10 protein-coding genes are annotated in these 14,187 nt (G+C 44.7%); all 10 read right to left on the bottom strand.

What is annotated here, in order from left to right; translation table 11 throughout:
* Window position 1: 1 nt before the first annotated feature.
* A complete protein-coding gene (gene bamA, locus AABW11_RS09255; protein ID WP_340104794.1) occupies window positions 2-2,524 on the bottom strand; it encodes an outer membrane protein assembly factor BamA in 2,523 nt (840 codons plus the stop codon).
* A gap of 27 nt (window positions 2,525-2,551) precedes the next feature.
* Window positions 2,552-3,379 carry an isoprenyl transferase gene (locus tag AABW11_RS09250; protein ID WP_340104793.1) on the bottom strand — a complete coding sequence of 276 codons (828 nt, stop codon included), beginning with the start codon at window positions 3,377-3,379 and terminating at the stop codon, window positions 2,552-2,554.
* 70 nt (window positions 3,380-3,449) lie between these two features.
* Window positions 3,450-3,902 carry a 6,7-dimethyl-8-ribityllumazine synthase gene (gene ribH / locus AABW11_RS09245; protein ID WP_340104792.1) on the bottom strand — a complete coding sequence of 151 codons (453 nt, stop codon included), beginning with the start codon at window positions 3,900-3,902 and terminating at the stop codon, window positions 3,450-3,452.
* An 18-nt stretch (window positions 3,903-3,920) separates the two neighbouring features.
* The gene (locus tag AABW11_RS09240) at window positions 3,921-4,757 is read right to left on the bottom strand and encodes a PHP domain-containing protein (protein WP_340104791.1); all 837 of its coding nucleotides are present in this window, start codon (window positions 4,755-4,757) and stop codon (window positions 3,921-3,923) included.
* Between the two features lie 2 nt (window positions 4,758-4,759).
* Window positions 4,760-6,397 carry a S41 family peptidase gene (locus AABW11_RS09235; RefSeq protein ID WP_340104790.1) on the bottom strand — a complete coding sequence of 546 codons (1,638 nt, stop codon included), beginning with the start codon at window positions 6,395-6,397 and terminating at the stop codon, window positions 4,760-4,762.
* Window positions 6,398-6,409: 12 nt separating this feature from the next.
* A complete protein-coding gene (locus AABW11_RS09230) occupies window positions 6,410-8,401 on the bottom strand; it encodes a LysM peptidoglycan-binding domain-containing protein (RefSeq protein WP_340104789.1) in 1,992 nt (663 codons plus the stop codon).
* A gap of 88 nt (window positions 8,402-8,489) precedes the next feature.
* The gene (locus AABW11_RS09225) at window positions 8,490-10,181 is read right to left on the bottom strand and encodes an NAD+ synthase (RefSeq protein ID WP_340104788.1); all 1,692 of its coding nucleotides are present in this window, start codon (window positions 10,179-10,181) and stop codon (window positions 8,490-8,492) included.
* On the bottom strand, window positions 10,181-11,851 hold the full coding sequence (locus AABW11_RS09220; protein ID WP_340104787.1) for an amidohydrolase: 1,671 nt from the start codon (window positions 11,849-11,851) through the stop codon (window positions 10,181-10,183). The genes AABW11_RS09225 and AABW11_RS09220 overlap by 1 nt, the downstream gene beginning before the upstream one ends.
* Window positions 11,852-12,058: 207 nt before the next feature.
* Window positions 12,059-12,532 (bottom strand): NUDIX domain-containing protein, encoded by a 474-nt coding sequence (locus AABW11_RS09215; protein ID WP_340104786.1) that lies wholly within the window; start codon window positions 12,530-12,532, stop codon window positions 12,059-12,061.
* Complete coding sequence (locus AABW11_RS09210; RefSeq protein WP_340104785.1) at window positions 12,532-14,181, bottom strand: CTP synthase; 1,650 nt, start codon at window positions 14,179-14,181, stop codon at window positions 12,532-12,534. The genes AABW11_RS09215 and AABW11_RS09210 overlap by 1 nt, the downstream gene beginning before the upstream one ends.
* Window positions 14,182-14,187 lie beyond the last annotated feature (6 nt).

Raw genomic sequence — 14,187 nt, 5'->3', positions numbered from 1 at the left:
TCTAAAATGGTGCACCAATATTGAAGAGAAATTCCCACTCGCCCGGGCTCAGACCTGTTGAATTCTGAAGGCTTGGACTTGTACCATCTAATCGGTAGCCATAACTAATGTCAACCAGTCCGAGAATAGGAAGGAATATCCGGGCTCCAAAACCAGCAGCACGTTTCAGTTCAAACGGATCGAAGTTTTCAAGTTCGCTATATGTGTTCCCTGCATCAACAAACGCGTATGGAATGAGCTGTAACTGTTCAGATTGTACAGCCGGATATCGTAGTTCTAATGAATACTTACTGAATACACGGCCACCAATGAGATTTCGCTGTTCGTTTACAGGTGATATAACACCGCCCCGGCCACCGGGAAAGCCTCTCATATTAATATTGTCATTCGTGAAATTCTGACGCTGCTGCAATTCAGTACCGCCGAGGAAGAATCTCTGAAAATTACTTCTGTTATTATCACTAAAGTAACCCATGTATCCGTAATCAACAGTAGACGAAAGCACGAGCTTATCTACAATAGTTGCGTGATGCTGATACCCGGTTTTCAGTTTATAGAACTGAGAGAAACCCGGAACAGGCAGCGCTACTTCAGCAGATATGCTAAACTTCGATCCCGTAGATGGTGAAATTGGACTGTCAGTGGAATTCCGCTCGATAACCTGGCGCAGTGTTAATAAATCTGCTTTACCGTCATCAAAAAACTGGTTGATTCCATCAACATTATAGTGATTAAACGTAAGAACAGTTCGCTGCTGAAAGAAATCATCCGGCCAATCGAGTCGGCGACCCAGACTTACACTCGCTGAAAAGAGTTCGTTCCTCTCGTTGACACCACTTCTTTGTGTGTTAAAGAATGATCTGCCCCTGTTGCTGTAATTCAATAAATCATAAGAGAGTGAAACACCAAGTGAGGTTGGCCGGCCGCGTAACCACGGTTCCGTGAAGCTAAAGTTATAGCTCTGGAATCCGCTTCCTGTTACCTGGATTCCAAGTGACAGTTTCTGGCCATCGCCGGACGGAATAGGATTCCAGCCGCCGGGCTCAAACATCCGCTGAAAAGAGAAGTTATTGAAGTTAACCCGGGCCGCCAGAATAATTCCAATCTGTCGCCCGCCAAAACCACCGGAAAACTCAAAGTTATCTGACCCCTGTGTTTCATCAAGGCCGTATTCAATATCTACTGTACGCTCCTGCCGGTTTGGCCGAAGATCAGGTGTGATGCCTTCGGGGGTAAAATAGCCAAGCTGGCCGAGTTCACGAATTGTCCGGATTATTGCAGAGCGGCTATATGTATTACCTGGAACCGTACGAAGAGTCCGGCGAACAACATCATCATGTGTTTTGGTATTTCCTGTAAATGATACTTCGCGAATTGTCGCAATCTCGTCTTCAATAATTTCAAAATGCAGGTCAAGTGAATCCTCACCTACTATTTCTATATTTTCCATTATCTGGAAAAACAGGTACCCAATATTTTGATATAAACTTGTTACGTCCGATTCAGACTGATTGATTTCCAAATTTTGCTGAAACTTGGATTCATTAAATACATCACCTTTCTCAAATCCAAGTGTTTGAGTGAGTTGTTCATCAGTATATACCGTATTTCCTTCCCACGTAATATTTCTAACCTTGTACTGCGGGCCCGGATCAATATCAATGTTGAAATAAACACCATCGCGCCCATGACGCCATGCATCTACATAAATTGAATCCTCCAGGATTCGAATATCTCTGTAGCCGTTTTCCCTGTAAAACAGTTTTAAATTTTCAATTCCTTCAGTGTACGCTTCCTCGGTGTAAACATGACGGGTAAATATTCTCCACCAGCGATCTTGTTTAATACTATCGAAGCTTTTTCGAAGTTTACGATCAGAAAATTCATTATTCCCTTCAAAATTTATTTCCCGAACTTTAATCCTGTCGCCCCGAAACACGTCAAAAATAAGATTTACCCGGTCAGGGTTTGATTCGCTGGGTTCCTCAATAACATCGATAGAAGTGTTCCAATACCCTTCTTCCGAAAAGTATCGTTCAATGGTGTTCAATGCCTGGGATTTCACTGCTTCTGTGACAGCGAGGCCGGAAATCAAGTTAAGCCGTTCATTCAGGTCACGGCGCTGAGATCGCTTCACGCCTTCAATTTCATACCGCTGAAGACGAGGCTGCTCCTCAACTGCAATTTCTATATCAACGAGGCTGCCCGGAAATCGTTCGTACAAAATCTGAACATCTGAGAAGAGATTTGTCCTGTAGATCTGCTTAATGGCATTTGAGATGTCATCACCGGGAATGGTAATGGTTTCTCCCACACGCAATCCGCTGCTGCTGATAAGATAGCTTTCCCTCCCGGTAACGAGGCCCGTGACGGTAACCTCGCGGATTTCGTATTGCTGAGGAATAATATTTTCGGGATTCTGGATCTCAATGCCGGTACTATCCTGTGCCGATGCATGATTTATAAACCCGATTGAAGTAGTTATGATTACAAAACAATAAAAGAGATGCTTAATTTTTGCCACCTTTTGAGAGAACCTTTTCAGCTTTTTTTATGAAATGATTTTATTGAAAACTGATGAAGAGACGGATTTGGAATATCCATTCTTAACTCCACCGTATCTACGGTCACGTTCTTGGTACGATTTTATTGCCTCGTAAAGCTCATCTCTCCTGAAATCCGGCCAGAAAGTTTCAGTTATATAAAGTTCTGAATAGGCCAGCTGCCACAGAAGAAAATTGCTGATTCGAAATTCACCGCTTGTGCGAATAATCAGATCGGGATCAGGTACCTCTGCAGTTGACAAATGTGCGCCAATTAACTGGTCGTTAATTTCTTCAGGATTCAACTCACCGGCTTGTACTCGTTTCGAGAGTTTCTTAACTGCTTCTGTAATATCCCATCGTCCAGAGTAACTTAATGCGAGACAGAGCTGCAGGCTGTCGTTATTTTTTGTGAGTTCAGTTACTTCGCTAATCTGTTTTTGGCATTTTTCAGGAAGCCGCTCAATTTGCCCGATGGTTACAAATTTAATATTGTTCCTGTTCAGGCGCTCGGCTTCATTTTTTAAACTGTTCACCAGTATCTTCATCAAGCCATTCACTTCTATTGCGGGCCTGTTCCAGTTTTCAGTGGAAAAAGCGTAGAGCGTGAGATGTTTCACGCCAAGTTGTGCACAAGACTCTGTAATATCACGAACTGATTCGACACCGGCTTTATGACCAAAAATTCTAACGTTGCCTTTTGTTTGAGCCCAGCGTCCGTTACCATCCATGATTATAGCGATGTGACCGGGTATTTTCCCCGATTCACTTATCTCTTTCTGCAGTTTTACGTCTGCATCAGTCTGTTCGTTATTTGTAAGCGTAAATGGTTTCAAAGAAATCCGTTGTGATTGTTTACAGCCATATATATTAGAGTTAATCTAAACCTTAATCAAGAAGGAATTATTACTCTGTTTGTGTGATTGAATTCTCGAGTTCAATCATATCACAAACGGCCAGAGCTGCTTCAGCCCCTTTGTTCCCTTTATCTATTGAGGCTCTTTCCATAGCTTGTTCTACAGTATCAGTCGTTAACACACCAAACGAGACCGGTGTGTCATATCGTATATTCAGTTCCGATATTCCTTTGTTAACCGCATCGCACACATAGTGAAAGTGCGGAGTACCGCCCTGAATGACCGCTCCTATTGCAACAACACCATCAACATTGAGCTTATCGATACACATTTTACAGGCAAGAGGCAGTTCGTAGGAGCCGGGGCATCTGAAAGTATAAATATGATCGTCTGTAATTCCTTTTCCTTTAAGTGCTGCCTGTGCCCCTTCAAGCATAGGATCCGTGACAAACGAATTCCATTTTGCTGCAACAACTGCTATCCTTTTACTTTCCCAATTCATTTGTAAATCCCATCGGTATTAAGTGTTTTTTCGCTGTGTCGACGTTCGCTTTAGTGACTCCACATACTGCTCACCTAAGGTAACAATTCCAAAATAGGGCTCATACCCTGATTTAGACGGTCGGTGAAAGTCGCTTCCACCGGTGATCGTTAAATTCCGTTTCTCAGCCAGTTTTGTAAATTTTTTCTGAACCGGATATGGATGACTCGGATGAATACACTCCAGCCCGTCAACTCCAAGATCAATCATTTGCTCAATTTCACCTGATGAATACAATGGCCCGGGGTGTGCCAGAGATAGCACTCCTCCTGCCTTTTTCATGACTTGAACAGCCTCAGAAATCGTACAGTACTCTGCGTTGATGTGATCAAGCTTTTCGGATGACAAATACCGGATAAACGCTTCATTAAATGACGATACAACTCCTTTGTTTATCAAAACGGATGCGGCATGAGGTCTTCCAATATTACTGAAACCTGCTTCGGCTTTCACTTCATCCATGTCAATATCGATCCCCTGCTTCTGCAAGGCTTTAACGATTTTTGCCATGCGCCGGCGTCTTGCACTACTCTGCTGAAGCAGCAGAATATTCACATCTTCGTTATCCGGATCAAAACAGTAGGCAAGCAGATGAACTTCTTTATCTCCCCATTTCACAGACATTTCTACGCCCGGAAGAAGCTCCAGTTGATTGCTTAAATCCAGGGCTCTGGCTTTTTTATACCCTTTGATTGTGTCGTGGTCTGTAATGGAAATAGTTTTAAGTCCCTTCTCAATAGCTTTCTCCAGTATTTCCCGGGGCGTACAGTCCCCATCGGAAGCATTTGTATGTATGTGAAGATCTGCTTTGCCCAAAACTATGGTTTTAAAATTACATCATAACTATTGCGGTTTCCAAAAAGCTGAATCGCTTCCTGGATCATTACATCCTGTTGTAAATTATATTGCACTTTTTCATCAGTTGTTCCGCTTTGCGTTACCCATTCTTCCCGCAATTTTTTTTCGATGAAACCCTTATTCTCTTCAAGAAGCTGCTCTTTTTTCCGGTTAACCGATTCCTGAAGCTGACTAAGCAACTCATTCGATTGTTGCTCATTGTAGAAAATATCACCATTCGCCATCAACTGTTTGATGTTTCTTTCTGCCGGTGTTTCATAGTCAAAATTTTCAACTTCAAGATAAGTCAAAAACCGCTCATACATATTCTCCGGTCTTTCGTTACCATTTCGCGCGATATAATCAGCCACGAAGAAGAAAAAGTTATTGTTTTGAAGCAATGCAAGCTGAAGCCGGGTAAGCTTATCTTCAGACACTTTCACATCCGGCTCAATGCCAAATCCGTCATAAACCGTTCGGCCATTTTTTGTGGTAAACGCCCGGCGCAGAGAGTCGGGGATTTGCCGTCCGTCAGACCCGTTTCCACCCGTATAGTCAACAGACTGAATGCTGCGTCCGCTGGGAGTGAAATACTGGGAGATAGTGATTTTCAGTGACGTATTGTAAGACAACGGCCTAACCGTTTGAACCAGCCCTTTACCGAAACTGGTTTCGCCCAGAATCACTGCCCTGTCAAGATCCTGAAATGCTCCCGCCACAACCTCCGACGCACTCGCGCTTCCTTCATTCATCAGAACAATAATCGGTAAGTCTTCAAATACCGGAGGTTCATCAGACACAAAGGTGCTGTTTTCATTTTCAATACGTCCCTTAGTTTCTACAACCGTTACTCCCGGTTCAATGAACTTATCCACAATCTCAACGGCTTCATTCAGCAACCCCCCCGGATTATTTCTAAGGTCTAATATCAGGCTGTTGACGCCGTTTGATTCAAATTCAAGTAGCTTTTCTCTGATTTCCTCAGCTGAGCGCTGTCCAAAACGAGTAAGCTTGATGTAGCCAACATTCTGATTGCTCTCCAAACGGCCGGCATATTCAATATTCTTTACGACGATCTGTTCACGTTCCAATTTGAACTCAAGAAGCTCATCCATGCCGGCTCGCCTGATTGTTAAGGTAATCTCGGTCCCGGGATCACCAATCGTGAGTTGCTGAACTTCTTCCGGTGATATACCGGCGACAAGAACATCATTGATTCTTAGTATAATATCTCCCGGTCGAATTCCTGCACGATCTGCGGGATAACCTTCCAGGGGAGCAATAACAACGATGTCATCACCACGGTACCCGGCATCGATGCCCACCCCGCCATAAGAGCCTGTTGAGATGATTTCCATTTGCTGCTGCTCTCCCTCTGGGATAAACACCGTGTAAGGATCAAGCTCTTTTAACATGGCGTTCAAGCCTGTTGTCATCAGCCGTTCCGGGCTTACATCTTCCACATAGAGCGTGGCTACCTCTTTGTAAGCATCACTAAATATGGTGAGCTGTTTTTTTATCTGGAAAAAAAGGTCGTTTGCCTGTGTGAACGCTAAAGATCCTGCTAACAGTAATATCAGCAGGATTATAGTAGTATACCGCTTGGAAATTGGGAGCATATAAATGCTTATTTAGTCAGCAGGGATTGTTAAAGTTTGACCTGCATAAATTGTTGTACCACTTAGGTTATTAGCCCTTTGAATAGCGGCAACGGAAACACTGTGCCGGCGAGCAATCCCGCCCAAAGTTTCATTTCTCCTCACGGTGTAAGAAATTGTTCCACCGGAGGATGAATTGTCAGCCAGTTGGCCGGCAAAGATATTTTCTCCTGACCGCTGCTGACGCTCAAGCTCCTGCTTTTTAGAGTAGGAAAGATCTTCAACTTGCTCGTAGTAGCTCGAACGGCTGTTGGGCACATGAACGGTCAGCCGCTGTCCCACACGAATAGTGTTGGAAATGCCATTCCAGGCACGAAGCTGCCATGCCCTAACGTCGTACCATTCGGCAATATGCCCGACGGTATCACCACTTTTCACAGTATAGGACACTGGCGTAGTGTTTGATGGAGCCTGAACCTGGCTCCTGCTCGAAGATCTTGAGGAGCTGCTGCTGCGCTGCTGGTTTGAAGGCTGACTGGCGGAAAGCTGCCCGGATGAACCTGGTGCAATCGGGATGACAAGTCTCTGACCGGGATGAATTATGTTACTCAAGCCTTCATTGGTCTCGTAAAGCGATCGAACCGACGTTCCGTACCGACGGGCGATAAACCCAAGTGTTTCACCGCTGCTTACGGTATGCATGGCAATTTCGCTGGCACGTTCGTCTTTTGGAATATCCTGGTAGGCCAGCAGAAATTGATCTTTCGTTCCTTGTGGCAGCTTAAGCGGGTATGAGTCGCCGGGAGGTGTGGCCCATCGCAATAATTCAGGATTAAATTCTTTGAGCTTGTTTGTTGTGATACCGGCTGCTTCAGCAAGTTTATCGAGCGGCATCAGCCCATCAACATTAGCCACGTCATATTGATAGCGTTCCCCGCCATAGTTTCTTTGAAATCCAAATTCTTCAGGATTACTGGCAACCATCGTTGCAGCAATAAAGCCGGGTACATAACCACGGGTTTCTCGTGGCAGATAGGGAAAAGCCACCCAGTAATCTTCAACGTTACCGGCCGACCTGATGGCCCGTTTTAATCCTCTTGGGCTAATGTTATACCCGGCAAGGGCGAGATGCCAATCTCCCCAAATCTCATATAGATCATTCAAATGACGAGCGGCTGCACGGGTTGATTTAACCGGATCGCGGCGCTCATCCACCCACCAATTAACTTCCAGACCATATACAGCACCCGTTGCGCGGATAAACTGCCATAAACCTACAGCAGACGCCCAGCTTCGAGCCGTTGGAACAAGACCACTTTCAATCATCGACAAATGAATCAATTCTTTGGGAGTGCCCTCTTCTTCAAAAATCTCGAGCATCATAGGAAAGTAATATTCTGAACGCTCGAGCCATCGCTCCATCACTTCGGGGCGTCTCATGGAGTAGTACATGAGGTGTCGGCTGACATGCTGATTTTGAACAAGCGGAACTTCGGTTCTGTTAAACGAAAGATTTTCCGGCAAATTAAATCCTTCAGCAATCCATTCATCTTCTTCAGCAAAGAGTTCATCACGAATTTCAAAAATATCTCCCTCTACATCATTTATCGGCTCAGATATGGCATAAAACTCGCGATATTCTGCCATCACGCTGCGGTATAATGCAGCAAACCGCTGGTTGCTCTGTATTTCAGGGAAATCATCCATGAGCGCCTGGATGGACGCAAATGCATCATTTATATGTATTTCTGCCTGAACAAGATCGTCTTGTATTTGGGCGTCAATCGCAAGTACATGTATCCGGTATACATCCGATATCCTGCGCATTGTTTCCTTTTCAAGCTGACCCAATTCACGAGTTGGTTCTTCCACGACACGCGAATCACCAACATTCAAAAGAGGATTTGTGTATGGAATCAGCTTTTTCTGGACTTCCATATGCTGATTGTCCGAATCTGATTGCTGTTGTGCGTTGGCCACTGAGCCCATAAGAAACAGCAATAAGAGCAGGTTAAATGATTTCATAAAAATTGGTTAATAGATGGTTAGTGGTCGATTTTTATAACATTATATGATCAACACAATCTACGGAAAACGCAAAATATCTTTTTGATTAATCCGCAGAATTTCTGATCTCATTTGAAGTCCAGTTTTGAACCAATGGTTTACGTCTTCCGGTACCGAACGACTTGGAAGTCAATTTAATTATCGGCGCTGCCTGGAATCTTTTAAATTCCTGACGATCAACAAGTGCAACAACCGATCGTACCGTATCTATATCAATGCCACTGTCTGCTATTTCTTCCAGCGGTTTCATACGTTCGATGTACTGAAATAGGATGGAGTCCAAAATATCATATTCCGGAAGAGTATCACTATCTTTTTGATCGGGACGCAATTCTGCACTCGGTGCCTTTTTCAGTATTTCTTCGGGAATCATCTCTTTTTTGTAGTACTCTTTATTCAGCCACTCCGAAAGCTCAAATACTTTAGTTTTATACAGATCTCCTATCGGTGCAATAGCACCATTCATATCCCCATAAAGTGTTGCGTATCCTACCGCATATTCTGATTTGTTTCCTGTAGCGAGCAAAAAAGCATTGAATTTATTGGATATCGTCATTAATAAAGACCCGCGAATTCGGCTCTGCAAATTCTCTTCGGCCACACCAAATGGTAAGTCTTTAAATAATGGGTCTAATGTTGCGTTAAATTCATCATAAATAGTTTCAATAGGAATTTGAGATAAGGTCATCCCAAGATTATTGGCGAGTTTTACCGAATCCGCCACGCTTCCTTCGCTTGAATATTCACTACTCATCGTGACGGCGTGAACATTTTCCGCACCCAGTGTTTCGACAGCAAGTACCGCCACCAAAGCAGAATCAATACCGCCACTCAGCCCTAAAATTACTTTATCAGTCACACCGGTCTTTTCCATGTAATCTTTAAGCCCGCGTTTTATGGCATAAAAATGACGTTCGTTCTCCGATTCAGGATACCAGCCCCTGGAGGATGAGTCCTGTAAGGATTTGTCTTTCTGATTGAAATGTACATCGGTGAATGATTCCTCAAAAGCCCGGGTATGTGCGATTGCCTTCCCGTTTGCTCCCATGGCCAAAGAGCCTCCATCGAACACAAGTTCCGTATGTGCGCCCACCTGGTTACAATAGAGAACGGGCAATTCGAGTTCTGAGGCATGTTTTCCAAGCATATGCAGGCGATTTTCATGCTTAGTGTTAGTAAACGGCGAGGCCGATATATTAATAATAACCTCTGCTCCTTTATCTGCCAGTTTATGAGCCGGGTCTATCATGTAATGATGGTACTGAAACTCATTTTCGTTGTACCAAATATCTTCGCATATAGTAACCCCAAGCTTTACGCCATCAAGCGTGAGGCAATCAAACTCTGTATTGGGTTCAAAGTACCGGAGGTCGTCAAACACGTCATAAGTTGGAAGCAGTGTTTTATGAATCCGGCCAATTTCTTGACCATCGCGGGCAAGAATAGCCGAGTTGTACATTTTTCGGCCTGAGCCTTCCTCATTAGCCGTGAGGCTTCCAAACAGAAGTGCCGTTTTAGTCGTACCAGAGATAAGTTCATCAGTTATCGAGTAAACGGCATTTCGGAACGATGGACGCTCAAGCAAATCCTGAACCGGATAACCGGTCACGCACATTTCCGGTAAAATAAGAAGATCTATTCCATTCGATTCAGCTCCGTCGAGAGCGGAAAGAATCAGGTTTCTATTTCCTTCCAAATCGCCGATTGTAGGGTTTAATTGATGAAGACGTATCTTCATTAATCTGTCCCCCCGTCAAATACTTTTTCTCCGCCCATCCAGGTTTGTAGTACATCTGTTTGCCAAATTTCTGAGGCATCCACTTCGAAGAAATCTTTGTCTACAATTATAAAATCTGCTTTTTTTCCCGGTTCAAGTGTACCAAGTACGTTTTCCTGGTGAGCGGCATAGGCTGCATCAATGGTAAACGCCCTCAGCGCTTCAATTCTGCTCATCGCCTGTTCACTGTACCAACCTCCGGGTGGCATACCTCCGTGATCTTTTCGTGTCACGGCTGAATAGAGTCCATAAAATGGGTTTACATTCTCAACCGGGAAATCAGAACCGGCAGCTATCACCGTTCCCTGGTCGAGAAATGTTTGCCAGGCATAGGCTCCCTGAATTCGCTCGGACCCTACCCTATCTTCAGCCATATTCATATCGCTGGTGGCGTGTGTGGGCTGCATGGATGCGATGAGATCGAGATCAACAAACCTGGGAATATCTTCCAAAGCTACAATCTGGGCGTGTTCAACTCGGTGCCTTAACTCTGACTGATCACCAAGCTGCTGCTCTACATATTCAAATCCATCGAGGACTTGGCGGTTAGCCGCATCACCAATGGCATGAATATTCATTTGATACCCCTTTTCTGCGCCTTTCAACAGCATGCCGTTTAGTTCTTCTTGATCAAAAAAGAGCAGTCCTTTGTTTTCGGGATCATCGCTGTACTCTTCCAGCATTGCTGCACCCCGGCTGCCCAGTGCACCATCCGCAGAAATTTTCACGCTTCGAAGGGCCAGCTTATGATCCGCATACTGGTTGATGGGGCCGTCTTTCGATAATTGATCGAACTGTTCCCCTGTACCGGCAATCATCGCGTAAATTCGTGTTTTAAGATCTCCGCTGTCTGCATAGTTCTTATACATTTCCCATGTCTCGCGACCGGTACGGGCATCATGTACTGAGGTGAGTCCATGTTCAGCCATGGAATTGAGTGCCAGTGAAAATGCGGTTTCTTCCTCCTCCTCGGTTCGTCCGGGAATCTTACTGGAGACGTAATTCATCGTGGCATCCACAAAAATTCCGGTGGCGTCACCACGCGAGTTGCGAATAATGCGGCCGCCCTGAACGTCAGGCGTGTCCCGGCTAATGTTGGCAATGTCCATGGCCCGGGTGTTTGCCCAACCTGCATGTCCATCAACTCGGGTGAGCCATACCGGGCGGTCGCCCACGACTTCATCGAGATCAGCAGCCGTTGGGAACTCGTTCTCTTCCCAAAGCACCTGGTTCCATCCGCGCCCCCGTATCCACTCAAGATCCGGATTCGCCTGGGCATACTCGCCAATTTTTTCCAGCGTACCCTCCAGCGACTCAATTCCCGACACATCCACATCCAGCTCCTGGAAGCCAAGGCCCATCACATGAACATGGGCATCAATCAATCCGGGCAAAAGCGTGTTGCCCTGTCCGTCGACCTGGTTAAATTCCGAATACTGTTTTGAAAGTTCTTCGGCTGAGCCGGTTGTCAGAATTTCATCTCCTTCAAACACGAGCGCGTCAAATGTGTGGAGTTCATTATTGAGCAGAGTGTATCCTTTTACGTTATGGATAAGTGTGCCCTGCGGCTGAGTAGTACAGGATGCGAGAATCAATGAGAGAAGTACAAAACCAAGTAGTATTCGATTCATAAACGGGTTTAATGGTTCTTTTTGTTGAGAACGACAATATAACAAATGATCATAACCAAAAAGAGTTCAGATGGGGAAAAGAAAAAAAATCACAAACACAAAAAAGGCAGCTGTTTGCTACCCTGTTCAGGATTTAAATTGGCGCATAAAATTTTGAATAGAACAGCTATTTTTTTGATTACTTTATGCTTAGTTAATGAAAATAGGTCATTTGCTACTCATAAAATGTTGAACAACAGACTCCGTACTCAACCAGTCATAGTTAATTTCCCGTACAAAAGGCGGGAAAATTGACATTCCCGATAGTCTCTCCAGATCAATAAACTCACACTTTAAAATCTGTTGATCATCAGCTTGCAGCTCCGGGTCAACTCCGGTTAACAGAGTTCCCCCTGTCAGTTTAGATAAGAAATAAAGCTCAACCGCGTGAAACGGCGGCTCTATAAATTCGTGAACGGCAATAAGACGAGATGGTTCAATCTTTATGCCGGTTTCTTCAAATGCCTCCCTTGCAGCAGCATCTTTAGCTGTTTCTCCAAGCTTAACCTCTCCTCCGGGAGGCAGCCAAACAGGTGTTTTACGTGTGGGAACTTGCTGCTGAACAAGCAAGATTTTATCGTCTTTAATGACTACTGCACAGCCTCTTGTTCTGATCCGGCCGGCATAGGTAGACTCTGCCATCACTCGACGGGCGTTTCAGCTACCGCGCTCTCTTCGATTTTTTTATTTTCTGCATGGTCGAGTGATGCGGCAACCAGTGATACAAAAAGCGGATGAGGTTGGTAAACGGTGCTTTTAAGTTCCGGATGAAACTGAACTCCCACAAACCACGGATGATCTTTAAGTTCAATAATTTCAACCAAGTCCCTTTCCGGGTTAACTCCGGAGATCACAAGACCGGCATCTGTCAGTTTTTTCTTGAAAGCGTTATTAAACTCATACCTGTGTCTATGACGCTCATCAATAGTCTGCTTGCCGTAAGATACAGCTGCACGAGTATCATCCACAAGGCTGCATGCATACTTACCCAGGCGCATGGTTCCGCCCTTGTCGGTAACTTCTTTCTGATCAAGCATCAGATCTATAACGGGATGTGGTGTTTTTTCATTGAACTCTGTGCTGTCTGCGTGTTCGAGACCAGCAACATTTCGGGCGAATTCCACAACGGCAGACTGCATGCCCAGACAAATTCCAAAAAACGGAATCTTTTGTTCACGGGCATATCGAACAGCAAGGTATTTTCCTTCAATTCCGCGATCCCCGAATCCCGGCGCCACGAGAATACCCGACACATCATTCAGATGTTTATCAATATTTTGAGTATTCAGCGTTTCTGATTGAACCCATTTGATCTTCACTTTCGCATCGTTAACGGCACCGCCATGGATCAGGGCTTCAACAATCGACTTATAAGAATCATGATGCTCCACATATTTACCAACAAGGGCAATTTTTACCGTTTTGTCGGGATATCTTAGTCTATCAACAAACTGGATCCATTTTTCAAGATCCGGCTTATCTGTCTCGATATTCAGCTTTTGAATTACTTGTTTGTCGAGACCCTCTTTTTGCATCAGCAGCGGTACTTCGTAAATGCTTTGAGCGTCAAGCGACTCTATCACATCCTCGATTTCCACGTTACAAAACTGGGCAATCTTACTGCGAATAGTGTTGTCCAGGGGATGTTCCGACCGGCAGACCAGGATATCGGGGCTTAACCCGCTTTCCGACAATGTCTTAACAGAATGCTGTGTTGGTTTTGTTTTAAGTTCACCGGCGGCGGCAAGATACGGCACAAGCGTGAGGTGGATAGAGAGTACATTCTGACGCCCTACTTCGTATTTAAGCTGGCGCATCGCTTCAATGTATGGCAAACTTTCAATATCGCCTACGGTTCCGCCCACCTCTACAATCACCACATCGTAGTTTTCAGACTCTCCAAGTTTTGTGACGTGAGACTTAATTTCATCAGTGATATGCGGAATGACCTGTACCGTTTTTCCAAGGTAAACCCCTTTTCTCTCTTTCTTGATCACATCATAATAAATGCGCCCGGTGGTTACATTATTTTCCTGTGATGTTTTAATATCGAGGAACCGCTCATAATGGCCAAGATCAAGGTCTGTTTCTGCACCGTCATCGGTCACATAAACTTCACCATGCTCGTATGGATTCATAGTGCCGGGATCCACATTAATATATGGATCCAGTTTCTGAACGGTCACTTTTAGTCCGCGAGCTACCAGCAACCGGCCTAATGATGCGCAAATAATGCCTTTTCCGAGTGATGAAGTTACCCCGCCTGTGACGAGAATGTATTTTGTGGACATGAGAGA

Origin of the sequence: Rhodohalobacter sp. 8-1 (assembly GCF_038150125.1) — a bacterium.
GTDB lineage: Bacteria > Bacteroidota > Rhodothermia > Balneolales > Balneolaceae > SW132.
Note: the sequence above shows the minus strand (reverse complement) of the source record. Positions and strands in the feature narration are given on the sequence as shown.